Origin of the sequence: Ensifer sp. NM-2 (assembly GCF_003024455.1) — a bacterium.
Lineage (GTDB): Bacteria > Pseudomonadota > Alphaproteobacteria > Rhizobiales > Rhizobiaceae > Ensifer > Ensifer canadensis.
In genome coordinates this window covers 76,146-100,790 of sequence record NZ_PVZR01000018.1, presented here as the reverse complement: position 1 = coordinate 100,790, position 24,645 = coordinate 76,146, and the positions used below count along the sequence as shown (strand labels likewise).

The window sequence follows — 24,645 nt, the reverse complement described above, 5'->3', positions numbered from 1 at the left end:
GCATCTGAACTGAAAGAGAAAGTCTAGGAGGCCGACATGAGCCTGGATGCAACGGAAGACAAGATCGACGTGCGCGAGGGCATCGTGCATTCGGAAATCCCGTCCGAAGAACTGGCACGTCTGAGCGACGATATCATCAGCGCGCTGAAGACCGTCTACGACCCGGAAATCCCCGCCGACATCTTCGAGCTCGGCCTGATCTACAAGATCGACATCGAAGATGACCGCATGGTCAAGATCGACATGACGTTGACCGCGCCGGGCTGCCCCGTCGCCGGCGAGATGCCCGGCTGGGTCGAAAATGCGGTGGGCGCCGTCGAAGGCGTGTCGGGAGTCGAGGTCTCTATGACCTTCGATCCGCCGTGGACGCCTGACCGCATGTCGGAAGAGGCACAGGTGGCCATCGGTTGGTACTGACCGCAAGGCGCCATATTGATCCGTTAAGCTGCGGACACTACATTTGATTCTGGAAGGCGCCGGGCCTTTACCCCGGTGACGACAAGGAGAAAAGGCCGATGGGCTTTGCCGTGATGAGCTTGACCGATGCAGCCGCCGGGCGCGTCAAGTCGATCGTTGAAAATGCAGGTGGCGATGCCCTGGGCATCCGCGTCGGCATCAAGAAGGGCGGCTGTGCCGGCATGGAGTATGCCGTGGATCTCGTCACCGAGCCCAATCCAAAGGACGATCTGATCGAGCACGCTGGTGCCAAGGTCTGGGTTGCGCCGGAGGCGGTGCTTTACCTGCTCGGCACCCAGATGGATTTCGAGGTGACGACGCTTCGCTCCGGCTTCACCTTCCACAACCCCAACCAGACGTCAGCTTGCGGATGCGGCGAATCGGTCGAGCTGAAGCCGGCCGATCTGGCAGCGCTTGCGGAGCGCGGCGACGCCGTGGTGCGCGCGAACTGATACGCTCCTTGTGTTTCGAGAGATGGCAGGCCCGGGTTTTCGCCGGGCCTTTTTTCTGCTGATATGCGGTCGCGTAACTGGGGGAGATGGGCGTGACGGCGTTCGACGAGGAACTTGTCTTCAATGCGCTCTATGAGACCTTTCCGGATCCGGTGATCATCCTCGACGCTGAGCGCATCATTCGCTCCGCCAACCCAGCTGCACTCACGCAATTCGGCTATGCGGCCGACGCGTTCATCGGCCAACCGGCGCGCCTTATCTATGCTGACGACGACGAATACTTGAGGCGGCTGCGCAATCGCGCGGCAAGGGTCGACGAGACGATCGCGCGCACCTCGACCTACAGCTATATCCGGCGCGACGGCTCGACATTCTCGGGCCATCTGCGCACCACGCCGCTGATCGATGCCGCCGGACGGGAACTGGCCCTGATCGGCATCATCCGCGACGTCTCAGATCTCGCCAAGGCCGTGCTTGAGAGACAGCGGGCGTCCGACATGCTCGACGCAGCATTCGACGTTATGCCGGAAGGTTTCGCAATCTTCGATGCCGAGGAAAGGTTGCTGGTCTACAATCGCGCCTATGTGACGATCTGCGGCCCAGCCGGCCCCTTGCTTCACCCTGGCATGACCGCCGAAGAGATCCTTCTGCTTGCGCAGAAGGAGGGGCACTATCCCGAAGCCTTGCCCGGTAACCCGGATTGGCCCGCCTGGGTGGCGCATCGGCTGCAGGACTTTCGTCAACCGGACAACAGGGCGAAGATCTACCGCTACGCCGGCGACCGCTGGCTGAGGGTTGAAAATATCAAGACCAAGGACGGAAACACCGTCGTCCTGCGCGTCGATGTGACCGAACTGAAGCGCGCGGAACTGACGCTCGAGCGCCAGCGACAGGAGCTCGAGCACAAGAACGAGGCCCTCGATCAGTTCACGGCAACGGTCTCCCATGACCTGAAGGCACCCTTGCGGCACATTTCGATGTTCTCCGAGATGATCGAGGATGAATTGGCCGCCGGCAATCAGGATGAGGTTTCGGCCAGCGCCCGCCATCTGCGCGACAGCGCAAGGCGGATGAACCGGGTGATCGACAGCCTGCTCGATTATTCGCAGATTGCCTATCAGATCAGCACATGGTCCGATGTCGACCTCGGCGACATCGTCGCCGATACTCTGGGCGTTCTCGGCGGTCACGCGCGCGAGGCGAATGTGGCCTTCGAGATCGGTCCGCTGCCGAAGGTCCAGGGCGATCCGGAACTGTTGCGCCGGCTGGTGCAAAACCTTGTTGGCAATGCCATCAAGTATCGACATCCGGATCGCGGGCCTATCGTGCGCGTCAACGGCCGCGCCGTCGGCCAGCAGGTGGAGCTTGCGGTCGAGGACAATGGCATCGGCATCGACCCGCGATTCGCCACGCGCATCTTCGAAGTGTTCCAGCGCTTGCACCACGACGAAAGCACCTATGGCGGCACGGGCATCGGCCTTGCGCTTGCCAAGCGGATCGCCGAAAGCCACAACGGATCGATCCATCTTGACACGAGCTTCACCGAAGGCGCACGATTTGTGGTGACGCTTCCCAAGCGCATGCGGAAGACCAAGTAAGGCGACAAGATTGGCCAAGTCACCGAAGCGATTGCTTGTGGTGGAGGACAACGTGCACGACGCGCGTTTCGTCACGCGTGCCCTTTCACAGACCGACGACACGCTCGACATCGTCCATGTCACCCACGCCGACGAGGCCGTGGCGCGCCTCGGGCACGAGCACTTCGACTATGTGCTTCTGGATATCAAGATGCCCGGTGTCGACGGGATGGAACTCTTGGAGCGCATTCGCAGCAATGAGGGCACATCGGTGGTGCCGGTCATCGTGCTGACGTCGTCCACCAATCCGAGCGACGTTTTCCGGTCCTACAAGGCCGGTGCAAACGCCTATGCGGCCAAGCCGTCGTCGCTTTCGGGCTACAGGCAATTCGCCGAGGCCTTCGTCCGCTTCTGGATAGAAAACACCCTGCCGCCGCGCGGCGTCGTGCTTGATCAGTAGGGTAAGATCGGGGCGCACCATCGGGCGCGCCCCGCTTGTCATCGGTTTATTCCGCTGCTTCCGCGTAGCTTTCCAGCGGCGGGCAGGTGCAGACCAGGTTTCGGTCACCGAAGACGTTGTCGACCCGGTTGACCGGCGACCAGTACTTGTCGACCCGGAAAGCGCCTGGCGGGTAGCAGGCCTGTTCGCGCGAGTAGGGACGATCCCAATCGCCGACCAGGTCTTCGACCGTGTGCGGAGCGTTCTTCAGCGGGTTGTTGACCTTGTCCATCCGGCCTTCCTCGATGGCGCGGGCTTCCTCGCGGATTGCCAGCATTGCCTCGCAGAAGCGGTCGATCTCAGCCTTGGTCTCCGATTCCGTCGGCTCGATCATCAGCGTGCCGGCAACCGGCCAGCTCATGGTCGGAGCGTGGAAACCGCAGTCGATCAGGCGCTTGGCCACGTCGTCGACGGTCACGCCGGCGCTTTCGACCAGCGGGCGGGTGTCGATGATGCACTCATGCGCGACACGACCCTTGGACGACTTGTAGAGCACTTCGTAGGCGCCCTTCAGCCGAGCAGCGATGTAGTTGGCGCTGAGGATCGCCACCTTCGTCGCCTGGGTCAGGCCTTCTCCGCCCATCATCAGGCAGTAGCTCCAGGAGATCGGCAGGATCGAGGCCGAGCCGAAAGGAGCAGCCGAAACCGCACCGTCATTGCCATCCGTTTCCGGGTGACCCGGCAGGTAGGGTGCCAGATGCGCCTTGACGCCGATCGGGCCCATGCCAGGACCGCCGCCGCCATGCGGGATGCAGAAGGTCTTGTGCAGGTTCAGGTGGCTGACGTCGGAGCCGATGTCGCCGGGGCGGGCAAGGCCGACCATGGCGTTCATGTTTGCACCGTCCATGTAGACCTGGCCGCCGTGCTTGTGCACGATCTCGCAGACCTCACGGACGTTCTCTTCGAACACGCCGTGCGTCGAGGGATAGGTGATCATGCAGCACGAGAGGTTTTCCGCGTACTGCTCGGCTTTTGCACGGAAATCATCCATATCGATGTCGCCGTTGTCGCTCACCTTGATGACGACGACCTTCATGCCGGCCATCTGGGCGGACGCCGGGTTCGTGCCGTGCGCCGAAGTCGGGATCAGGCAGACGTCGCGATGGTCGTTGCCCTGTGCCAGGTGGTATGCGCGGATCGTCAACAGACCGGCATATTCGCCCTGTGCGCCGGAGTTCGGCTGCATGGAAATCGCGTCATAGCCAGTGACGGCGCAGAGCTTATCCGACAGGTCTTCGATCATGTGCTGGTAGCCGGCCGCCTGATCCTTCGGAACGAAAGGATGGATTTCGGCGAATTCGGGCCAGGTGATCGGCAGCATTTCCGCCGTAGCGTTGAGCTTCATCGTGCAGGAACCGAGCGGAATCATCGCCCGGTCGAGCGCCAGGTCGCGGTCCGAAAGACGGCGGATGTAACGCGTCATTTCGCTTTCGGCGCGGTTCATGTGGAAGATCGGATGCGTCAGGTATTCGCTGGTGCGCAGCAGCGGCTGCGGCAGGCGATAGCCCGGCTCGAACTCTTCTACCTTGAAGTCACCACCAAAGGCGCGCCAGACGGCTTCGAGCGTGACGGGGCGCGAGCGCTCGTCGAGGCTGATGCCGATCTTGGTTTCGCCGATCTTACGCAAGTTCACTTCCTCGGCGACGGCAGTCTTGAGGATGATGCCCTGCAGCTTGCCGACATCGACGGTGATCGTGTCGAAAAACACGTCCGGTTCGACAGTGTAGCCAAGCTTTTCGAGGCCCATGGCGAGGCGAACGGTCTTCTGGTGAACGCTCTGAGCGATCGCCTTGATGCCCTTCGGTCCATGGAAAACAGCGTACATCGAGGCCATGACGGCCAGCAGCACCTGCGCGGTGCAGATGTTCGACGTCGCCTTTTCGCGGCGGATATGCTGTTCGCGGGTCTGCAGCGAAAGGCGATAGGCGCGGTTGCCGCGTGCATCGACCGAGACGCCGACGAGACGGCCGGGCATCGAGCGCTTGTGCGCGTCCTTGACGGCCATGTAGGCAGCGTGCGGACCACCGTAGCCGACCGGAACGCCAAAGCGCTGGGTGCAGCCGATGGCGATATCGGCACCCATTTCGCCGGGCGACTTCAAGAGGGCAAGCGCCAGCGGGTCGGCCGCGACCGTCGCGATCGCGCCGGCCTGGTGCAGGCGGGCGATCAGGCCGGTAAAGTCATGCACGTGGCCGTAGGTGCCCGGATACTGGAAGATGGCGCCGAAGACGTCGACCGGATCGAGATCGGTGAACGGATTGCCGATGACGATCTGCCAGCCGAGCGGCTCGGCACGGGTCTTCAACAGAGCAATCGTCTGCGGGTGGCAGCTCTCGTCGACGAAGAAGGCCTTCGCCTTGGACTTCGACACACGTTCGGCCATCGCCATGGCTTCGGCGGCAGCCGTCGCTTCGTCAAGCAGCGAAGCGTTGGCAACGTCGAGGCCGGTCAGGTCGCAGACCATCGTCTGGTAGTTGAGCAGCGCCTCGAGACGACCCTGGCTGATTTCCGGCTGATAGGGCGTATAGGCCGTGTACCAGGCCGGATTTTCCAGGATGTTGCGCTGGATGACCGGCGGCGTGATCGTGCCGTAATAGCCCTGGCCGATCAGCGACACGAGCTTCTGGTTGCGGTTGGCCGTTTCGCGCATCTTGTCGAGCGCTTCACGCTCGGTCATCGGCGCGCCCCAGGCCAAAGGCGTCTTCTGACGGATCGACGGCGGCACGGTGTCATCGATGAGCGCGTCGAGCGACGGATAACCGACGACCTTCAGCATCTCATCCATTTCCGCCGGCGACGGGCCGATATGACGCCGGTTGGCAAAGTCATACGGCTTGTAGTCGGTAAAGGTGAAGTCCTTGGGCATGCTCATCAGGCGACGAGCTCCTTGTAGGCCGCTTCGTCGAGAAGGGCGTCGGCTGCGTTCGGATCGGCGAGTTTCAGCTTGAAGAACCAGGCAGCGCCCTGCGGATCGCTGTTGACCAGCGACGGGTCGTCGACGATCGCCTGGTTGACTTCGACGATTTCGCCATCAAGTGGACAATAGACGTCGGATGCCGCCTTGACGGATTCAACCGTTGCCGCCGTGTCGCCCTTGGCAAAGGTGGAGCCAGTTTCCGGCAGTTCCACAAAAACGAGGTCGCCGAGCTGGCCGGCCGCGTGTTCGGTGATGCCGACCGTTGCTACGCCAGCTTCGACCTTCAGCCACTCGTGTTCGTCGGTGAACTTCAACATTTGCGCTCTCTCCTGATCAGCGTTTGTAGGTTTGTTTGACAAAGGGCAGGGCGGCGACGACGACCGGCAGATATTTGCCGCGCACCTCCGCATAAACCGTCGTGCCGTTGTCGGTATGGGTGGCGTCGACATAGCCCATGGCAATCGGGCCATCGACGGTGGGGCCGAAGCCGCCCGAAGTCACCTTGCCGACGAGCGTCTTGCCCTCGGTGTCGGCAAAAAGATTGGCACCACCGCGCACGGGCGCGCGGCCCTCTGGCTTCAGGCCGACGCGACGGCGCTTGGCGCCGTCTGCGAACTGGCCAAGAATCCGGTCCGCACCGGGAAAGCCGCCCTCGCGGGCACCGCCGGCGCGCCGCGCCTTCTGCATCGCCCACTCGATCGCGCCCTCGACCGGTGTGGTCGAAGTATCGATATCGTTGCCATAGAGACAAAGTCCGGCTTCGAGACGCAGCGAATCGCGCGCGCCAAGGCCAATCGGCTTGACATCAGGGTGTTCGAGCAACCGCTGCGTGACGTCGGCGGCCGATACCGAGGGAATGGAAATCTCGAAACCGTCTTCGCCGGTATAGCCGGACCGGGAGATGATGCAGGCTACATCGTGCAGGTCGGCTTCGGCGACATCCATGAAGCGCATGGCCGAAACATCGGCCCACAATTCGCCAAGAACTGCTTCTGCGTGGGGGCCCTGCAGCGCGATCAACGCACGGTCGTCGAGCATCGTGACTTCACAGGTGTCGGCGAGGCCCTTCTTCAGGTGCTCGAAATCGGCATCCTTGCAAGCGGCGTTGACCACCAGGAAGAGGTGGTCGCCGCGGTTGGCGATCATCAGGTCGTCGAGAATGCCGCCTTCGGCATTGGTGAAGATCGCATAGCGCTGCCGGCCTTCACCAAGGCCGAGCACATCGACGGGCACCAGCTTTTCCAGCGCCAGCGCTGCGTCCTCAATCTTGCCGGACTTTGGCCGAACGATGACCTGGCCCATGTGAGAAACGTCGAACAGACCTGCCGCGGTGCGCGTATGCAGGTGCTCCTTCATCACGCCGTCAGGGTACTGGACCGGCATGTCGTAGCCGGCAAAGGGCACCATGCGGGCACCCAGCGACAGATGCAACGCATGCAGCGGCGTATGTTTCAAATGGGAAATCTCTTCCAACTCCGGCCTCCAGGTCTGGCGCGCACGCGCGCCGGCTCACACTTCCGGCGTCAAACGCCGTCAAATTCGAGCCCCCTCTGTCCCTTTGCCTGAGATTGTTATCCCTTCGGCGAGCGCAAAAAAACGCTTCTCTCCAGAGTCCTACCGGCACCTTGCTGGTCCTTTGGCCTGAGAGTTTCCGGGGCGGTTGCTCCTTCGGCACCGGAACGAACCGGTTTCTCCCAACAAGATCGCCTCCAAATAACGGCGAACCTGTGAACTTGGCAAGGGGGCGGTGTCGCGGTCAAACACATTTTTGTCGCAGCACTTCCCATCGCCGGACTGGGGGTGCGTCAATTCTGTCTTTGCATTCTCCTCCGCTTGAGGATAACTCAGGATCGATACCGGGGACGACAATGACTAGGTGTAAGGGACATTTGCGGATCGCTGTGCGCATCGTCGCCGCTTTCGCGCTTGTTTTCCTGTCCTTCGCCCACAAGCCGGCGATGGCAAAAAGCCTGACGCCTGCAGAGATCGCAGCCTATCAGCTACCCGATGGCACCATCGCCGATATCTGCTTCGGCATGGATGGCATCGACAACGGCAAATCGCCATCGATGGCGCCGGTCTGCGAGGCCTGCCGGCTTGCGGTGGCTGCCCTGCTGCCGACGCCGCCGCAACATAGCGAACGCGCCGAGACCGGCAACTGGCTTGCCGATTTGCACCGCGCGCAAGACGAAATTACCGTCCGGCATCTGCGCCTTCTGCCGCCGCCGCGCGGACCTCCCCACCAGTCGTAACGCTTCCCCACGCATTCAATTTCAATGCGCCGCGATGGCGGCATCGACCACGACAGAACCGGGCTCTGACCGGCACGTGGTCAGGAGTGTACGACATGAACAAGACCGCACTGACTATATTTTCCCTCGGCCTGGCGCTTTCAACCGCTGGCGTCGCCCACGCCCATGCGACGTTCGAAACCGACAGCGCGCAATCCGAAAAGAGCTTCAAGGCGGTGCTGCAGGTTCCGCACGGTTGCGATGGCAAGGCAACGACCGAGGTGCAGATGAAGCTGCCGGAAGGCTTCGTCTTCGCCAAGCCGCAGCCGAAACCGGGTTGGGAGCTGGAGATCATCAAGGGCGACTACCAGAAGACCTATGACAATCACGGCGAGAAGGTCTCTTCCGGCCCAATCGAGATCCGCTGGAAGGGCGGCAATCTGCCCGAAGAGTTCTACGATACCTTCGTCGTCAAAGGTAAGATCTCGGGCTTCGACAAGGAAACCGTGCTTGCCTTCCCGACGGTTCAGCTGTGCGGCACGGACGGCAAGGTGGTGTGGGACGAGGTAGCAGCCGAGGGGCAGAGCGCCCATGACCTGAAGAGCCCGGCGCCCACGGTGACGGTGACGCTTGCCGCCGGTGGCGACGAGCATGCCGGACACGGCGGGCAGATGGCCACGGACGGCCCGGTCAAGCTGGGCGACCTTGAAATCTTTGGCGGCGCGGCCAAGGCGATGCTGCCGGGCGCCAAGGTTGGCGGCGGCTTCCTGACGATCAAGAACGGCGGCAGCGCCGACGATCGCCTGGTCGCAGTCGAGAGCCCGGTCGCGGGTCGCGTCGAGATCCACGAAATGGCGATGCAAAACGACGTGATGAAGATGCGCAAGCTCGATGACGGCGTTGCCATCCCGGCCGGCGAGACCGTCGAGCTCAAGTCCGGCGGCCTGCATCTGATGTTCATGCAGGTGTCGAAGCCGTTTGCCGAGGGTGAAACCGTGCCGGTTACGCTGGTCTTCGAGAAGGCTGGCAAGGTCGATGCCACGCTTGCCGTGGGAACGGCGGCCGGCGGCGCTGCGGCAACCGGCGGGCACAAGCACCACTGAAGGACCTGATGAGACGAAGGGCTTTGCCTCAGGCGGCGCCGTTCTCATCCTCTTGGCCGGCGGGATCTTCCTGCCGGCTTTCGTTTTCGCGCCATTCTGGCATGTCCCCGTCGTCGCGCATGTATTCGAGATATCGGCGTAGCGTTTCCGCCTCGCTCTGCTGCGGCAGGCGGCCATCGGCGCTCATCAGCATCAACGACAGGGGCAGGGCGCCCTTCATCTTGGGAATAGATGCCTGGGTGATCGTCGGCTCGCTGGAACGGCGGGTCGAAAGCAAGGTGATCGCCTCATCGGCCGGGCCATCGCCGGACACGCGCGCCTTCGGCTTGACGGCTTCCGCCGCATAAGCCGCTGTGGTCGCGGATACCGTGACGACCTGTACCACCTTGTTCCCCTGCCTTCCTTGCTATTAATCCTTTCCTTTTTGCGCTGTTTCGCTTGAAGCTGGGTGAAAATTGGCGGTCGCCTTTTAGTCGAATCCTAACGATTGCTTCTAAGGGCGGTGCGGATCGGTTTTCGAAGAGTCTATGTCGGGATGCGCCCATGCGATCCATCCCTCGGGCATGAAGGCCGGACACTTCGGGCATCCCCGACGGGGGAACGCACAGGTTGAAGACCACCCTGATTGCTCTCTTTGCCTCGACGCTTGGGTCAGTCGCCCGGGCGACGGCAGGCGTTGCCACCACAGGCCAGCAAAGACGAACGCCAGGCTGAGGTTGTACTGCAGCCTTCGCATATACTTGCGACATGCCTTAAATACGCGCACACTCACCCCGGATACAAAAGGCGTGCCCAGATTTCACAAGGGAGCAATTTGATGCCAGATCGCACCGCGCTCGAGCAAACCGTGCACTCGCTCTATGCAGCGCGCGATGCCAACGACCTTGAGGCCATGCTGGCCTGTCTGCATCCAACCTTCAGCTTCCGTATCGTCGGTAGCGGCCGTCTTGGGGCCATGACCCAGAAGGTCAGCAATCCGGAAGCAGTGCGCTCCGCTTTTCGCGGCCTGGTCGACGCCTGGGATTTGAGCCAGATGAAGACGGTTCAGCTCGACGTCGACGGTAACACGGTTTACGCCCATCGGGTTGGGCCCATCCGCTTCGTTCCTTCCGACACATGGTTCGATACGGAAATCCTGGACAGGTTCAGCTTCAGCGACGACCGGATGGCTGACCTGACGGAATTCGTCGACACCTTGCTTGTTGCCGAAACCGTCGGTCTTGTCGCGATGCCGGCGATCGCGGTGGATTATTCGTCGTCCACACGAGACAGTATCAGCCTCTGAATATCCGGATCCTGGCTGCGGATTGCCGTCATCAACGCACTCAACCGGCCGCGTAGGCCGTGAATCTGATCGAGCAGTTGCATGGCGACGTCGACGCCGTCGTCGTTGACGCCCATGGGGCCAGTCAGGTCCTGGATCAGGCGGGCGCGGGCAAGATCATCGTCTTCGAATATCCAACCTCTGTCGGCATGGCGCGGCACAAGCCAGCGCTGCTCGACCCAGACCCGTAGCACCGTGACCTCGATTTCGAGGTGTTCGCAAAACTCGCTGTCGTTCATGCGTTGCCTCCCAGGTTCTTGCGTGGATCCTCCGCCTTTCCGGCTGCCCAGCCCTCGACGAAGGCGGCGAGCGCCGGATCGGCCTGCGGCGCAAGCGTGATCTTCAGCGTCACATAGGCATCGCCGTGGCCACCGCCCGGCTTGCGCATGCCCTTACCCTTCAACCGCAAGACCTTGCCGGTGTTGGAGTTCGGCGGGATCGTGACGTTGACGGCGCCATCCATGGTCGGAACGCGGATCTTGCCGCCAAGCACGGCTTCGCTCAGCGAAATCGGGATCTCATAGCGCACATCCTCACCATCCACCTGGAACAGCGGATGCGGCCGCACACGGATGTCGATCAGCGCGTCACCGGCAGCCGCGCCGTTGGAGCCGGGCTCTCCCTTGCCGCGCAGGCGCAACGTCTGGCCGTCGCGTGTGCCCGGCGGAATCGTCAGATCAAGGGCCGGCCCGCCCCCCGGCAGGCTGATCTGCTTCTTGGCACCATTGACCGCCTCGAGCAGACTGATCTCCATCGAGAAATGTGCATCGCGCCCGCGCATCGATTGTTGGCCCCGACCACGACGAGAAAAGAAGTTGGAGAAAATATCGTCCGAATCGCCGAAATCCGAAAAGCCGTGAGCGCTTTCGTAGCGACCGGCGGTGTCGTTGGCGCCGGCATAATCGCGGTAGAAGTTCCGAGGCGCCGTTTCCGCGCCGGTTTCGTCGATCTCGCCGCGATCGTATTTGCCGCGCTTCTCCTCGTCGCTTAAGAGCGCATAAGCGGCCGAAACTGACTTGAAGCGATCCTCGGCTCCCTTGTCCCCGGGGTTGAGATCGGGATGTAGTTTCTTGGCAAGCTTGCGGTAGGCGCTCTGAATATCTTTCTGCTTGGCGTCCCGGCTGACGCCCAGGGTTTCGTATGGACTGCTCGGCATGGGTCTCCCTCAAACTGAAGCGATCGGCAGTGGATCGGGCTGTGCGGTACAGCTCACATATCCCAATCCAATCGGGTGATCGGTCGCTTGACTACAAGCATAGGGCACCCGTGCGGAAACGACAGGGAGAAAACGAACCGCGGCCGGTTTGTGCTCTCATTTCGCGAGTAGGCCGTTTCTGCTACAATCGGGATTTCGGAACCATTCGAAAAAGGCAGCGTTCCCATTGGGTGGTTTTTCAACGGAGGCCGACATGTCCGTGCGCCTGCAACTTGCCATCATGGTTGGACTGATGATCAACGCCGTGCTCTTCGGCATCGGTGCGGTGATCGTGCTTTCCATCCCGGTGCTCGCCGACAACGCCAAGTATTCTCTGCCAGTCGTGGTCGTCACATGTTTCATCCTCACGCCTTTCATCGCCTGGCTGATGGCTCCACGCCTCAGGCTGCGTTACTGGCGGGAGCGCGAGCAGCCGGGCAAACACCTGTCGACGTGAACCTTCGCCTCGGCTTTTCCCAGGGGCAGGCGGCTGAGTTCTACTGCATGTTTCCTTAAATCCTATTCGTTTTAAGGATAAAAACCTGCAGCAATTCAAAGTGCTACAGCGACCTTTGCGCGTCTAAGACGCGCGGCGCTGTAGAAGCTGAAAGAAGCGTGCTGCTGTTTGCCCCGCTCACCCTTGTGAGTGCAAAAGCGCCAACGATTTGCCGCGCCCAATATGCGCGCAGACGTTGAACACATCACAGGCAAGCACAAATTAGCTTTAAACAATCAATGCCCTTGATAGATGCCCGGTTGAGTATCATAGAATTGGCGGGTCAAATCGTCATGCGTCGCTTCGGCGTAGCGCACGGCCGAAGATCAAACGACGCTGAAGGAGCAAATGCCTATGAAAACTGCGATGTTGCTACTCGTTCTCTCCACCTTGGCGGCCTGTGCGCAAACCACGGGCGGCGGTGGTGTGAATTATGTCAGCGGCGACGGCGACTATTACCAGGGCATCGTTACACCGAAATAATCCGGTGAAGGCAGCCTGAAATCCCATGGAAGTGGGCTTTTCACCAAAAAGGCTTCGGTTGCACGGTTGCGCTCTCCCACGCACCGATCAACCGAAGCAACACTCGCACCAAGAACGGCAGAACTCTTGTCGACGCGCCACAACTCTGCGGCGCTCTCCGTAACTGATCCATCCCGCATTGATCATACGCAGCGAAGCTGCATGCCACCTGTCTTTGGCTGTCGGCTAATTCTCAAACCGCTTCTTCAGGAAGTAACGCGCTATTGCGCCCGGCGCGCCCTCCAGCTGGCCGAAAACCACAAAACCCAGCTTTTCGTAAAAAGGCCGCGCCTGGAATTCGAACGTATCGAGCCATAGGCCGATGTAGCCGCGATCCCGCGCGATCTTCTCCGCCTCGGCGATCAGTCGCTGTCCCAGACCTTGGCCGCGAAGGTTTTCCGGTATGGCGAGATAGCGGATGAAAGCCCAGCCATAGCCATCGGTCGCATAGAGCCCGCCGATTGCCGCCTTCGTTTCGGGATCCCGAATGAAGACGGCAAAACCGGGCTGATCGACCATGCCGCTATGCGCATCGTTATAGGCGTCAAGCGTCGTGACGATCGCACGCAGATCATCCTTGCTCGGATCTTCGAGGGTGATGTCGATGATGGGGGCTGTCATTTGGAACGAGCCAGATAAGCGGGGCGAATGGGTAAAGACTGCGGATGCACAATTGCGACGGTCGGCGGTGCCTCTCTAGCCGCAACAGATACATAATCTGTGCTGGCTGCCAAGTGTTTCATCCCGACGGCTCTGGCGCCTTACACGGTTGCGATACGCCTTCTCGTAGGACGATCGGCGATTTGGTGCTGAGCCACTCATCGTAACTGAGATGGCGCGTCTCGTAGCCGGGTTTGGCGACACACCACCGCCAAGAGAACACGTCGTAGCCATGCACGACCAGCGCCTCAACACGCCATTCACCTTCTTATGAAAGCGTGCGATTCCTGATGCGTCCGTCTCCGTCACCTCGGCAAGTCCGCGGCGATTATGAGGATGAACAATTGTCCAAAGATGCACCTTCGCGCCCGCAATCGGGACCTCGCTGGTGTCGTGGACGGAGACACGAGCTGCCGGCTTCAGTTGCTTGCAAATCGGGTAGGCGCAGCTAGCCGGCAAGACAAGCGGCAGCAGTAGCAATAGACGGAATGCACTCATTACACCTGCCTCTCCTGTCAGAGAGAAACCAAATCCGTAACGTTTCAAATGCGGGAAGCAAGGTCAGGCAGAAATCCGGAGCCTGCCCCAACACAAAAGGCGCTCTAAGGAGCGCCTTTTGTTTCTTCAATGTCTCACTGCACGCATCTTACACCACGTGGCTTCAGTGTCGTAGCTGATCAGCTGCAGCCGCTGGTGGCGCCGCAGGTGTCGCACTTCTCGCAGGTGCCGTTGCGCACCATTGTGAAGTTCTGGCACTCGGAGCACATGTTGCCGGTGTAACCCTGCATGATCGAGCGGGCGCGGCGTTCGGCTTCGAGCTTCTTGGCGTCCGACTTGGCCGATGCCGCTTCTGCGGCCGCCTTGTCGGAGAACAGAGCCGTCACTTCCGTTACCGTCTCGACTGTTTCCTCGGGGATCTCTTCGGCAAGTTCGGCGGCGCGCTCTTCGTAGTCGCGCTTGAAGGCAACGATTTCAGAAGTTGCGATCGACGTTGTCTGTTCGATCTTGCGGACGGTGTTGCCGGCAATCGAGGTTACCGTTGCACTGGAGGAGGCGCGGGCAGGGGCTGCTGTCGCCGAACCCTTCGGCTCACTGGTGCGATCAGCCGTGCCGCCGACGATGGTCGGCTTGTAGCCGCGGGTCCAGCCGGTGGAGATCAGGTTCGTCTTGCCTTCCTGGATACCCTTGCCGAGCGCCGTGTTGCTGAAGTCGGACGTGTCGACATGGGCCAGATCGTGACGGCCGAGGTAGGACACGGCCAGTTCGCGGAAGACGTAGTCTAGGATCGACGTCGCGTTCTTGATCGCGTCGTTGCCCTGCACCATGCCGGCCGGCTCGAACTTGGTGAAGGTGAAGGCCTCCACATATTCTTCGAGCGGAACGCCATATTGTAGGCCGAGCGAGATGGCGATGGCGAAGTTGTTCATCATCGCCCGGAAGGCAGCGCCTTCCTTGTGCATGTCGATGAAGATCTCGCCGATGCGGCCATCGCCGAATTCGCCGGTGCGCAGGTAGACCTTGTGACCGCCGACGACAGCCTTCTGGGTGTAACCCTGGCGGCGGTTCGGCAGCTTTTCGCGGGCGCGGATCACCTTCTCGATGACGCGCTCGACGATCTTCTCCGTGATGGTCACGGCCTGGGCAGCGGCCGGCGCCTGGATCAGATCCTCCAGCGCATCCTCGTCATTCTCGTCTTCGATCAGCGAGGCATTGAGCGGCTGCGACAGCTTGGAACCATCGCGATAGAGCGCATTGGCCTTCAGCGCCAGCTTCCACGACAGCATGTAGGCGTTCTTGCAATCCTCGACGGTCGCCTCGTTCGGCATGTTGATCGTCTTGGAGATGGCGCCCGAGATGAACGGCTGGGCGGCAGCCATCATGCGGATGTGGCTTTCGACCGAGAGGTAACGCTTGCCGATCTTGCCGCAGGGGTTGGCGCAATCGAAGACAGGCAGGTGTTCGTTCTTGAGGAACGGCGCACCTTCGAGCGTCATCGCACCGCAGACGTGGATGTTGGCCGCTTCTATGTCCTTCTTCGAGAAGCCCATGTGCTCCAGGAGGTTGAAGTCCATCTGGGCGAGCTGCTCGTCGGTAACCTTCAGCGCACCCTTGAGGAAGTCCGCACCGAGCGTCCACTGGTTGAAGACGAACTTGATATCGAAGGCCGACTTCAGGGCAGCGTTGACGGCCTCGACCTTCTCATCGGTGAAGCCCTTGGCCTTCAGCGTCGAGGGATTGATGGCAGGCGCCTGGTTGAGGTTGCCATGGCCGACGGCATAGGCCTCCATCTCGGCAAGCTGGCTCTCGGAGTAACCGAGCGAACGCAGAGCCTCGGGAACGGCGCGGTTGATGATCTTGAAGTAGCCGCCACCGGCGAGCTTCTTGAACTTCACCAGCGCGAAATCGGGCTCGATTCCAGTCGTGTCGCAGTCCATGACAAGACCGATCGTGCCGGTCGGCGCGATGACGGTTGCCTGGGCATTGCGGTAGCCGTGCTTCTCGCCGAGTTCCAGCGCCTTGTCCCAGGCGCTCATGGCGTGAATGACGAGGTCCTGGTCGGGGTTTTCGCCATGGATCAGCGCAACCGGGTTGACCGAGAGGCCTTCATAGCCCGTCGTCTCGCCGTAAGCGGCGCGGCGGTGGTTGCGGATGACGCGCAGCATGTTGTCGCGGTTCGGCGCGAAGCCCGGGAACGGACCGAGCTTGGCCGCCATTTCCGCCGACGTGGCGTAGGAAACGCCGGTCATGATCGCCGTCAACGCACCGGCAATGGCGCGGCCCTCGGTCGAGTCATAGGGAATGCCCGACGACATCAGAAGGCCGCCGATATTGGCATAGCCAAGGCCGAGCGTGCGGTATTCGTAGGACAGTTCGGCAATCTCGCGGGACGGGAACTGCGCCATCATCACCGAAACTTCGAGAACGACGGTCCACAGACGCACGGCGTGCTCGTAATCGGCGATGTTGATGCGCTTCGTCGCCGCGTCCTTGAACATCATCAGGTTCAGCGAGGCGAGGTTGCAGGCGGTGTCGTCGAGGAACATGTATTCCGAGCACGGGTTCGACGCGCGGATCGGACCGGCGGCGGGGCTGGTGTGCCAGTCGTTCATCGTCGTGTTGAAGTGCAGGCCCGGATCGGCCGACGCCCATGCGGCGTAGGAAATCGACTCCCAGAGGTCGCGTGCCTTCAGCGTCTTCATCACCCGGCCGTCCTTGCGGGCGGTCAGGTGCCAGTCGCCATCAGCTTCGACGGCGCGCAGGAAGTCGTCCTTGATCGAGACGGAGTTGTTCGAGTTCTGGCCCGAAACCGTGAGATAGGCTTCCGAATCCCAGTCGGTGTCGTAGGTCTTGAACTCAAGGTCCTTGTAACCCTGCTTGGCGAACTGGATGACGCGCTGGACGTAGTTTTCAGGCACCAGCGACTGCTTGGCAGCGCGGATCTCGCGCTTGAGCGCCGGGTTCTGCTTCGGGTCGTAGCAGGCGTCGTCCGTGCCGTCGCAGTTGACGCAGGCCTTCATGATCGCCTTCAGATGCTTGGCGACGACCTTCGAGCCGGTGACGAGCGCTGCAACCTTCTGCTCTTCCTTGACCTTCCAGTTGATGTATTCCTCGATATCCGGGTGATCGATATCGACAACGACCATCTTGGCGGCGCGACGGGTGGTGCCGCCCGACTTGATGGCGCCGGCTGCGCGGTCGCCGATCTTCAGGAAGGACATCAGGCCCGAGGACTTGCCGCCGCCCGAGAGCTTTTCGCCTTCGCTGCGCAGATGCGAGAAGTTGGAGCCGGTGCCGGAGCCATACTTGAACAGGCGCGCTTCACGCACCCACAGGTCCATGATGCCGCCCTCGTTGACGAGGTCGTCGGCAACCGACTGGATGAAGCAGGCGTGCGGCTGCGGGTGTTCGTAAGCCGACTTGGACTTGGTCAGCTTGCCGGTAAAGGGATCGACATAGAAGTGGCCCTGGCCGGGGCCGTCGATGCCATAGGCCCAATGCAGGCCGGTGTTGAACCATTGCGGGGAGTTCGGCGCAACGCGCTGGGTGGCGAGCATATAAGCAAGTTCGTCACGGAAGGCGGAGGCGTCTTCTTCGCTGGCGAAATAGCCGCCCTTCCAGCCCCAGTAGGCCCAGGTACCGGCCAGGCGATCGAAAACCTGACGGGCATCGGTTTCGGAACCGTACTGTTCGTCCTTCGGCAGCGCCTTCAGCGCATCCGTGTCGGGAACCGAGCGCCAGAGGAAGGAGGGGACATCATTCTCCTCGACGCGCTTCAGCTTCGCCGGCACGCCGGCCTTGCGGAAATACTTCTGGGCAAGGATATCGGCGGCAACCTGGCTGAACTGGGCCGGCACGTCGATATCGGCCAGACGGAACACGATCGAGCCGTCGGGATTCTTGATTTCACTCGTAGCCTTGCGGAATTCGATCTCCGCATAGGCGGATTGCCCAGCCTTGGTGAAACGACGTTCGATCAGCATTATCCCGTGTCCTTCGTGTTGCGAGCGCCCGCCACAGGCGCAAGTGTCCCCGCCCGACCGCGGAGGCATTCCGCAGCCAGTCTCAGCTTCCATCCATGAAGGGAAACCCAGATCTGGGTGACCCTGTATCTTGTGAGATAGGCTGCCTGCAAACACTAAATATAGTATCAACAGCTTCTTTATGCCAGCCAAAAGTTGCTCAAGCGGGCCCGAAAAAGCGCACAGGATTCCTCACTGCGGCTCAAGCGGGGAACCCGCGTTTGCCGCATGTCAGAACCGACGATTTCGTGAAATGAACCGGGCTCAAAACAATCCGGTCCGCCGCCGTCGCAACGTGAAATCCATTAACCGTGAATCGTCCCAAGGCGTCAAGGGGTGGTTTGTGACGGAAGTTTGAGCGCTAGATGTTGTGTGGATCGGCTGTGGAAAACGGGGACAGCGGCCAATGCCTTGTAAATCAGGCACTTCGGCAGGTTGCCTGTGACACTGCCGCAGCGGCAGGCGAAAAATCAAATTTTTGAAGGGTAAAAAAGCACATAAATAGCATCCCCAGGGGCAACCGCGATTGCACAACCAACGCCGATGTGAGGGGCACTACAAATTGATTCGTTTTCAGGTTTTGGGGGTGAGCAATTAGGGTCGCGTGGAGAGGCGCGGGAAGGTCCCCCGCGCCTGAACTTGACATCAATCAACGCGCTTTTGCAGCTCACGCGCGCCATTCGGCGCGTTCACCTTGCCCTCGGTGATGAAGAAGGCAAAGACATCGCGCGGCTCCTTCTTTGCCTTGCGATCGGGCGCGTTCTTGGCGAGATCACCCGGCTCCCCGCCGGCGGCAAAGGTTTTCGCGCGATCCGCCCAGAGATCAAGCTTGTCGGCGGCATAGCAGGTCTTGATATCGTCGCTGCCCTTCTGCAGGCGCAGATAGACGAAATCGGCAGTGACATCGGCGATCATCGGATAGTCCGCATGTTCTGCCAGAACGATGGCCACCTTGTATTTTTCCAGCAGGTCGACGAACTCGGGCGCCTGGAACGTTGGATTGCGCACTTCGACGACGTGGCGCAGCGGCAGACCGTCCTGCTTTTCCGGCAAAAGTTTGAGGAAGCCTTCGAAATCTTCCGGCTCGAACTTCTTCGTCGGCGCGAACTGCCACAGGATCGGCCCGAGATGGGGTCCTAATTCTGTCAGCCCCTGCGTCAGGAATTTCTGCATGGATTCACCAGCTTCGGCCAGAACCTTGCGATTGGTGACGAAGCGGCTGGCCTTCAGCGAGAAGATGAAATCATCAGGGACTTCGGCTGCCCACCTGGCGAAAGTTTCCGGCTTCTGCGATGAATAATAGGTGCCGTTGACCTCGATCGCTCGCAACTCCTTGCCGGCAAATTCGAGCTGGCGCTTCTTCGACAGGCTGTCGGGATAAAACGTGCCCTCCCAAGGCTCGAAGGTCCAACCGCCGATACCAACGCGGATCTTTCCGGATTTCGTCATCCCATCCTCCTCATGGCGGCGAATTCAAGCCGCAACTAGTTTCGTTCGGACGCCATCTGCCCCGCGGGCTTGGCCATATCCACCAGCGTCCACCCTGGCCGATAGGGGTTCGGGCGGCGACCCGTTTCTTGAAAACCATAGGCACGATAAAGCGCGATGTTTCGCTCCATCCGCGCATTGGTATAGAGCCGCACGTCTGCCACGCAGCATTCCTCCGCCTGTGCATCAACAAACCGCAACAGCTCGCTCCCTAGCCCCTGACGCTGGAAGGAGGGCGCAACGGCAATGCTGAAGATCAAAAGATGATCCGCATGCCGTTCGAAAACGGCAATCGCAGAAACCGCATCGCCATCGTCACGGATCCAGACCTCTTCGCGGGCGATGCGAGGCACGTAATCTTCGGTAACCGGCAAAGGCAGTCCACCGAGCAGGTCGGTATAAGGCGCGTAGGCGGCAACGGTGATATCCCGCACGGCGGGCAGGTCATCTAGCGTCGCCGGCCGCATCATCGCGAAGCCGGCGACGGTGTCGCTCCGCCTATTGCCCGAGACGCTCACTCGGCCGCCTCAACCTTTTTCATCGGACGACGCTCCAAAAGCTCCTTCAGGAACTGGCCGGTATAGGAACGCGGCTCCTTGACGACATCCTCCGGCGTGCCCTTGGCGATGACTTCGCCGCCGCCGTCGCCACCTTCGGGACCGAAGTCGATGACCCAATCGGCCGTCTTGATCACCTCGAGATTGTGCTCGATGACCACGACCGAATTGCCCTGGTTGACGAGTTCATGCAGAACTTCAAGAAGCTTTGCCACATCGTGGAAATGCAAGCCGGTTGTCGGTTCGTCGAGAATATAGAGCGTGCGTCCGGTGGAGCGCTTCGACAGTTCCTTGGCGAGCTTGACGCGCTGGGCTTCGCCGCCCGAGAGCGTGTTTGCCTGCTGACCGACCTTGATATAGCCAAGCCCCACCTGGTTCAGCGTCACCAGCTTGTCGCGCACTGCGGGAACGGCAGCAAAGAACTCCACGCCTTCCTCGACGGTCATGTCGAGCACATCGGCGATCGACTTGCCCTTGAAATGCACGTCCAGCGTTTCGCGGTTGTAGCGCTTGCCGTGGCAGACGTCGCAGGTGACGTAGACATCCGGCAGGAAGTGCATCTCGATCTTGATGACGCCGTCGCCCTGGCAGGCTTCGCAGCGCCCACCCTTGACGTTGAACGAGAAGCGACCGGGCTGGTAACCGCGGGCCTTGGCTTCCGGCAAACCGGCAAACCAGTCGCGGATCGGGGTGAAGGCACCGGTGTAGGTCGCCGGGTTTGAGCGCGGCGTGCGGCCAATCGGCGACTGGTCGATGTCGATCACCTTGTCGATGTGCTCGAAGCCGTCGATGCGATCGTGTTCGGCCGGGTTTTCGCGCGCGCCCATGATACGGCGGGCGGCGGCCTTGTAGAGCGTCTCGATCAGGAAGGTGGACTTGCCGCCACCGGACACGCCCGTAACCGCGGTGAAAATGCCGAGCGGAATGGACGCCGTGACGTTCTTCAGGTTGTTGGCGCGTGCACCGACGACGGTGATTTCCTTTTTCTTTTTCGCCTTGCGGCGTTCGCTCGGGACGGCAACCGACAGTTCACCGGAGAGATACTTGCCGGTCAGCGACTTCGGATTGGACATCACGTCGGCAGGCGAACCCTGGGCGATGACCTCGCCGCCATGGATGCCGGCGGCCGGGCCGATGTCGACGACATAGTCGGCCGTCAGGATAGCGTCCTCGTCATGCTCGACGACGATGACCGTGTTGCCGATGTCGCGCAAATGGCGCAGCGTCTCGAGCAGGCGGGCGTTGTCGCGCTGGTGCAGGCCGATCGACGGTTCGTCGAGCACGTAGAGCACGCCCGTCAGACCAGAGCCGATCTGCGATGCCAAGCGAATACGCTGGCTTTCACCACCCGACAGCGTGCCGGAGTTGCGCGACAGGCTGAGATATTCGAGACCGACATCGTTGAGGAACCGCAGGCGGTCGCGGATCTCCTTGAGGATGCGAACGGCGATCTCGTTCTGCTTGGTGTTGAGATGTCCCGGCAATGCCTCGAACCAGTCCCGTGCGATGCGGATCGACATCTCGGTGACCTGGCCGATATGCAGCGTGTCGATCTTGACGGCGAGCGCCTCCGGCTTCAGGCGGAAGCCAGCGCAGGCCGGGCAGGGGGCAGCCGACATATAGCGCTCGATCTCCTCGCGCGCCCAGGCGCTGTCGGTTTCCTTCCAGCGGCGCTCGAGGTTGGGCACGATGCCTTCGAAATTCTTGGTGGTGTTGTAGGAGCGAGCGCCGTCTTCATAATGAAAGACGATCTTCTCTTCGGTGCCGTGCAGGATGGCTTTCTGCGCGTCGACGGACAGTTCGCTCCAGCGATTGCCGAGCTTGAATCCGAAAACCTTGCCGAGCGCTTCCAGCGTCTGGTTGTAATAGGGCGACGACGATTTGGCCCAAGGCGCGATCGCGCCATCACGCAGCGTCCTGTTATGCTCTGGTACGATCAGCGCCTCGTCGATCTTCTGCTGGCTGCCGAGGCCATCGCAGGTCGGGCAGGCACCGAAGGGATTGTTGAATGAGAACAGGCGCGGCTCGATCTCGGAAATCGTAAAGCCGGAGACCGGGCAGGCGAACTTTTCCGAAAACAGCACGCGCTCATGGGTTTCGTTGAGCGACTTGTTGGCCGAGCCACCGGCCGCGGTTTCTTCCGGCGGCAGCGGCTTGTCGGCGAATTCGGCAACGGCGAGACCGTCGGCCAGCGTCAGGCATGTTTCCAAGCTGTCAGCAAGCCGCGAGGCGAGATCGGGCCGCACGACGACACGGTCGACGACGACGTCGATGTCATGCTTGTACTTCTTGTCGAGGGCAGGAACCTCGGCGATCTCGTAGAAGGTGCCGTCGACCTTAACGCGCTGAAAGCCCTTCTTCATCAGTTCGGCGAGTTCCTTCTTGTACTCGCCCTTACGGCCGCGCACGAGCGGCGCAAGAATATAAAGACGCGTGCCTTCGCCGAAGGCGAGCACACGGTCGACCATCTGGCTGACTGTCTGGCTTTCGATCGGCAGGCCGGTCGCCGGCGAATAGGGCACACCGACGCGCGCAAACAGCAGGCGCATGTAGTCGTAGATCTCGGTCACGGTGCCGACCGTCGAGCGCGGGTTGCGCGAGGTCGTCTTCTGCTCGATCGAGATTGCCGGCGACAGGCCGTCGATCTGGTCGACATCCGGCTTCTGCATCATCTCGAGGAACTGGCGCGCATAGGCAGACAGGCTCTCAACGTAGCGACGCTGGCCTTCGGCATAGATCGTATCGAAGGCGAGCGACGACTTGCCGGAGCCGGAAAGCCCTGTCATCACGATCAGCTTGTTGCGCGGCAGATCGAGATCGATGCCCTTGAGATTGTGCTCGCGCGCGCCACGAATGGAGATGGTCTTGAGTTCGCTCATCGGAAGCCAGCTTTTGCATGTCGGTTGAAAGCCCCCTATGTAATGACGCTAACGCCCATGTCGAGGCGCAATCGGCAAAACTGGTGGCCATTTCGATTCGGTTGACAGGATCATAGGGAAATATTAGAACAAAGAAAGAACAAACAACACGCAAATCGACTAAATCTGTTGTGGATTATGTATGATGCGGGGCGTATCCGCGGCAGCGGACCGCTAAGATACGCGTTCTTGAAATTCGAAAGCCGTGCCGGCGGCGCGGCAAAACCACGGGAAAAGCAATATGGCTGGTAGCGTCAACAAGGTGATCTTGGTCGGAAACGTCGGGGCGGACCCGGAAATCCGGCGCACGCAGGACGGCCGGCCGATCGCCAACCTGCGCATTGCCACATCGGAAACCTGGCGTGACCGCAACAGCGGCGAGCGCAAGGAAAAGACCGAATGGCACACCGTCGTCGTCTTCAACGAAGGCCTGTGCAAGGTCGTCGAGCAATACGTCAAGAAGGGCGCGAAGCTCTATATCGAAGGCGCGCTGCAGACCCGCAAATGGCAGGACCAGACGGGCAATGATCGTTACTCGACCGAAATCGTGCTGCAGGGCTTCAACTCGACGCTGACCATGCTTGATGGTCGCGGCGAGGGCGGCGGCTCCGGCGCCGGCCGTGGCGGCTCCAGCGATTTCGGTGGCGGCGCTGGCGGCGGCTACGACGACTACGATCAGCAGCCGCGCCAGTCCTCCGGCGGCGGTCGCTCCGGCGGCGGCCAGGGTGGTCAGGGCAGCCAGAGTGGCGGCAACTTCTCGCGCGATCTCGACGACGACATCCCGTTCTGAGCCACGCGAACACGGCGATTTTCAGTTGCGGACGCCCTTTGGTGAGCAGACTGGAACGGCACGGGCCTTTAATGGCAATATCGTGACATTGAAAAAGGGCCGGGAAACCGGCCCTTTTTGCGTTCGAATGAACGTTTCTGTCGGTTGGAGCATTTCCAGGAAAAGTGCGAAGCGGTTTTCCGTCCGGAAGTGCGTATGACCAGGAGACGGGACGCTTCCGCAACTCTATCCAAAGCGGAAGCGCTCAAACGTCCCGATGGCCTCAGACCGCCATTGCCGATTTCACGCCGTCGACGACGAACTGGACTGCAAGTGCCGCCAGGATGACCCCAAGCAGGCGCGTGAGGATTGCCCGGCCGGTGACGCCGAGAAAACGGTCGATGCGTTCGGCGATGACAAGCGCCAGGAAAAGACTGACCATCGACAGCGCGATGACGATCAACAGCTGCGTGCGCTCGACCGCCGTCGGGAACGAGCCGGCAAGCAGGATCGTCGCGGAGATCGCGCCCGGCCCGGCAATCAGCGGCAGGGCAAGCGGGAACACCGCGATATTGTGGATGTGGTCCTTGGTGGTGGCGTTTTCGCCGGTCTTTTCCTTTCGCTCCTGACGCTTCTCGAAGATCATCTCGAAGGAAATCCAGAACAGCAGCAGACCGCCGGCGATGCGGAAGGCACCGATGGATATGCCGAGCAGGCCGAGAATGCCGTTACCGAAGACGGCGAAGGCGGCAAGGATGAAGAAGGCGATCAGCGAGCCGCGTGTGGCGACCTGAAAGCGTTCCTGCCGGCTGAGGCCGACGGTGAGGCTCAGGAAGATCGGGGCGAGCCCCGGCGGATCGAGCGTGACGAGCAGGGTGGTGAGTGCGTTGACCAGGAGGTCGACATTGAACATCCGTTTCCCCTTCCGGATTGTCGCGTGCGTGCGCGCGCGCCCCGAGTT

Annotated in this window: 22 protein-coding genes and 1 riboswitch; of the genes, 10 read left to right on the top strand and 12 right to left on the bottom strand. The window is 61.1% G+C overall.

Annotated features, from left to right (window positions below):
- Positions 1 to 36 precede the first annotated feature (36 nt).
- From C6558_RS28455 to C6558_RS28440, 4 genes are all read left to right on the top strand, one after another.
- Entirely contained in the window at positions 37 to 417 is a 381-nt protein-coding gene (locus C6558_RS28455) for an SUF system Fe-S cluster assembly protein (RefSeq protein ID WP_025427117.1), read from the top strand.
- A gap of 98 nt (positions 418 to 515) precedes the next feature.
- The gene (gene sufA / locus C6558_RS28450) at positions 516 to 908 is read left to right on the top strand and encodes a Fe-S cluster assembly scaffold SufA (RefSeq protein WP_025427116.1); all 393 of its coding nucleotides are present in this window, start codon (positions 516 to 518) and stop codon (positions 906 to 908) included.
- 92 nt (positions 909 to 1,000) lie between these two features.
- Positions 1,001 to 2,506, top strand: a complete 1,506-nt coding sequence (locus tag C6558_RS28445) for an ATP-binding protein (protein WP_158071672.1) — start codon at positions 1,001 to 1,003, stop codon at positions 2,504 to 2,506.
- A 10-nt stretch (positions 2,507 to 2,516) separates the two neighbouring features.
- Positions 2,517 to 2,945 carry a response regulator gene (locus C6558_RS28440; protein ID WP_025427114.1) on the top strand — a complete coding sequence of 143 codons (429 nt, stop codon included), beginning with the start codon at positions 2,517 to 2,519 and terminating at the stop codon, positions 2,943 to 2,945.
- A gap of 46 nt (positions 2,946 to 2,991) precedes the next feature.
- Here C6558_RS28440 and gcvP read toward each other — a convergent pair whose 3' ends face one another.
- From gcvP to gcvT, 3 genes are read right to left on the bottom strand one after another with little or no spacing between them, the layout of a single operon-like run.
- Positions 2,992 to 5,856: an aminomethyl-transferring glycine dehydrogenase gene (gene gcvP, locus C6558_RS28435; protein WP_025427113.1), complete on the bottom strand. Its 2,865-nt coding sequence runs from the start codon at positions 5,854 to 5,856 to the stop codon at positions 2,992 to 2,994.
- A complete protein-coding gene (gene gcvH / locus C6558_RS28430) occupies positions 5,856 to 6,218 on the bottom strand; it encodes a glycine cleavage system protein GcvH (protein WP_025427112.1) in 363 nt (120 codons plus the stop codon). Before gcvH ends, gcvP begins: the two co-directional genes overlap by 1 nt.
- Positions 6,219 to 6,234: 16 nt before the next feature.
- A complete protein-coding gene (gene gcvT, locus C6558_RS28425; RefSeq protein ID WP_025427111.1) occupies positions 6,235 to 7,374 on the bottom strand; it encodes a glycine cleavage system aminomethyltransferase GcvT in 1,140 nt (379 codons plus the stop codon).
- 146 nt (positions 7,375 to 7,520) lie between these two features.
- Positions 7,521 to 7,608: riboswitch (glycine riboswitch) on the bottom strand.
- Between the two features lie 161 nt (positions 7,609 to 7,769).
- On the opposite strand from gcvT, the gene C6558_RS28420 reads away from it, so the two are divergent.
- On the top strand, positions 7,770 to 8,153 hold the full coding sequence (locus tag C6558_RS28420) for a hypothetical protein (protein ID WP_057208627.1): 384 nt from the start codon (positions 7,770 to 7,772) through the stop codon (positions 8,151 to 8,153).
- Between the two features lie 95 nt (positions 8,154 to 8,248).
- Complete coding sequence (locus tag C6558_RS28415) at positions 8,249 to 9,235, top strand: copper chaperone PCu(A)C (RefSeq protein WP_025427109.1); 987 nt, start codon at positions 8,249 to 8,251, stop codon at positions 9,233 to 9,235.
- A gap of 28 nt (positions 9,236 to 9,263) precedes the next feature.
- Here C6558_RS28415 and C6558_RS28410 read toward each other — a convergent pair whose 3' ends face one another.
- Entirely contained in the window at positions 9,264 to 9,620 is a 357-nt protein-coding gene (locus tag C6558_RS28410; protein WP_025427108.1) for a hypothetical protein, read from the bottom strand.
- Positions 9,621 to 10,052: 432 nt separating this feature from the next.
- On the opposite strand from C6558_RS28410, the gene C6558_RS28405 reads away from it, so the two are divergent.
- Positions 10,053 to 10,520 carry a nuclear transport factor 2 family protein gene (locus tag C6558_RS28405; protein WP_025427107.1) on the top strand — a complete coding sequence of 156 codons (468 nt, stop codon included), beginning with the start codon at positions 10,053 to 10,055 and terminating at the stop codon, positions 10,518 to 10,520.
- Here the strand turns inward: C6558_RS28405 and C6558_RS28400 are convergent.
- Together C6558_RS28400 and C6558_RS28395 are read right to left on the bottom strand one after the other, a co-directional pair.
- On the bottom strand, positions 10,484 to 10,798 hold the full coding sequence (locus C6558_RS28400) for a chaperone modulator CbpM (RefSeq protein ID WP_057208621.1): 315 nt from the start codon (positions 10,796 to 10,798) through the stop codon (positions 10,484 to 10,486). The genes C6558_RS28405 and C6558_RS28400 overlap by 37 nt on opposite strands.
- Positions 10,795 to 11,715: a DnaJ C-terminal domain-containing protein gene (locus C6558_RS28395; RefSeq protein ID WP_025427106.1), complete on the bottom strand. Its 921-nt coding sequence runs from the start codon at positions 11,713 to 11,715 to the stop codon at positions 10,795 to 10,797. Before C6558_RS28395 ends, C6558_RS28400 begins: the two co-directional genes overlap by 4 nt.
- A gap of 253 nt (positions 11,716 to 11,968) precedes the next feature.
- Here C6558_RS28395 and C6558_RS28390 point away from each other — a divergent pair, with 253 nt between their 5' ends.
- Positions 11,969 to 12,211: a hypothetical protein gene (locus tag C6558_RS28390; RefSeq protein ID WP_025427105.1), complete on the top strand. Its 243-nt coding sequence runs from the start codon at positions 11,969 to 11,971 to the stop codon at positions 12,209 to 12,211.
- Positions 12,212 to 12,604: 393 nt separating this feature from the next.
- Entirely contained in the window at positions 12,605 to 12,733 is a 129-nt protein-coding gene (locus C6558_RS41455; RefSeq protein WP_255569869.1) for a hypothetical protein, read from the top strand.
- Between the two features lie 225 nt (positions 12,734 to 12,958).
- Here the strand turns inward: C6558_RS41455 and C6558_RS28385 are convergent, their stop codons facing one another.
- From C6558_RS28385 to uvrA, 5 genes are all read right to left on the bottom strand, one after another.
- Complete coding sequence (locus C6558_RS28385; RefSeq protein ID WP_025427104.1) at positions 12,959 to 13,393, bottom strand: N-acetyltransferase; 435 nt, start codon at positions 13,391 to 13,393, stop codon at positions 12,959 to 12,961.
- A gap of 716 nt (positions 13,394 to 14,109) precedes the next feature.
- Positions 14,110 to 17,913: a vitamin B12-dependent ribonucleotide reductase gene (locus C6558_RS28380; RefSeq protein ID WP_057208619.1), complete on the bottom strand. Its 3,804-nt coding sequence runs from the start codon at positions 17,911 to 17,913 to the stop codon at positions 14,110 to 14,112.
- 684 nt (positions 17,914 to 18,597) lie between these two features.
- The gene (locus C6558_RS28375) at positions 18,598 to 19,401 is read right to left on the bottom strand and encodes a DUF72 domain-containing protein (protein ID WP_025427102.1); all 804 of its coding nucleotides are present in this window, start codon (positions 19,399 to 19,401) and stop codon (positions 18,598 to 18,600) included.
- A 35-nt stretch (positions 19,402 to 19,436) separates the two neighbouring features.
- Positions 19,437 to 19,910: a GNAT family N-acetyltransferase gene (locus C6558_RS28370; RefSeq protein ID WP_107028032.1), complete on the bottom strand. Its 474-nt coding sequence runs from the start codon at positions 19,908 to 19,910 to the stop codon at positions 19,437 to 19,439.
- Between the two features lie 44 nt (positions 19,911 to 19,954).
- A complete protein-coding gene (gene uvrA, locus C6558_RS28365; RefSeq protein WP_025427100.1) occupies positions 19,955 to 22,876 on the bottom strand; it encodes an excinuclease ABC subunit UvrA in 2,922 nt (973 codons plus the stop codon).
- 280 nt (positions 22,877 to 23,156) lie between these two features.
- Here uvrA and C6558_RS28360 point away from each other — a divergent pair, with 280 nt between their 5' ends.
- Positions 23,157 to 23,705 carry a single-stranded DNA-binding protein gene (locus tag C6558_RS28360; protein ID WP_025427099.1) on the top strand — a complete coding sequence of 183 codons (549 nt, stop codon included), beginning with the start codon at positions 23,157 to 23,159 and terminating at the stop codon, positions 23,703 to 23,705.
- Positions 23,706 to 23,967: 262 nt separating this feature from the next.
- Here the strand turns inward: C6558_RS28360 and C6558_RS28355 are convergent, their stop codons facing one another.
- Positions 23,968 to 24,597, bottom strand: a complete 630-nt coding sequence (locus tag C6558_RS28355) for a MarC family protein (protein ID WP_025427098.1) — start codon at positions 24,595 to 24,597, stop codon at positions 23,968 to 23,970.
- Between the last annotated feature and the right edge of the window lie 48 nt (positions 24,598 to 24,645).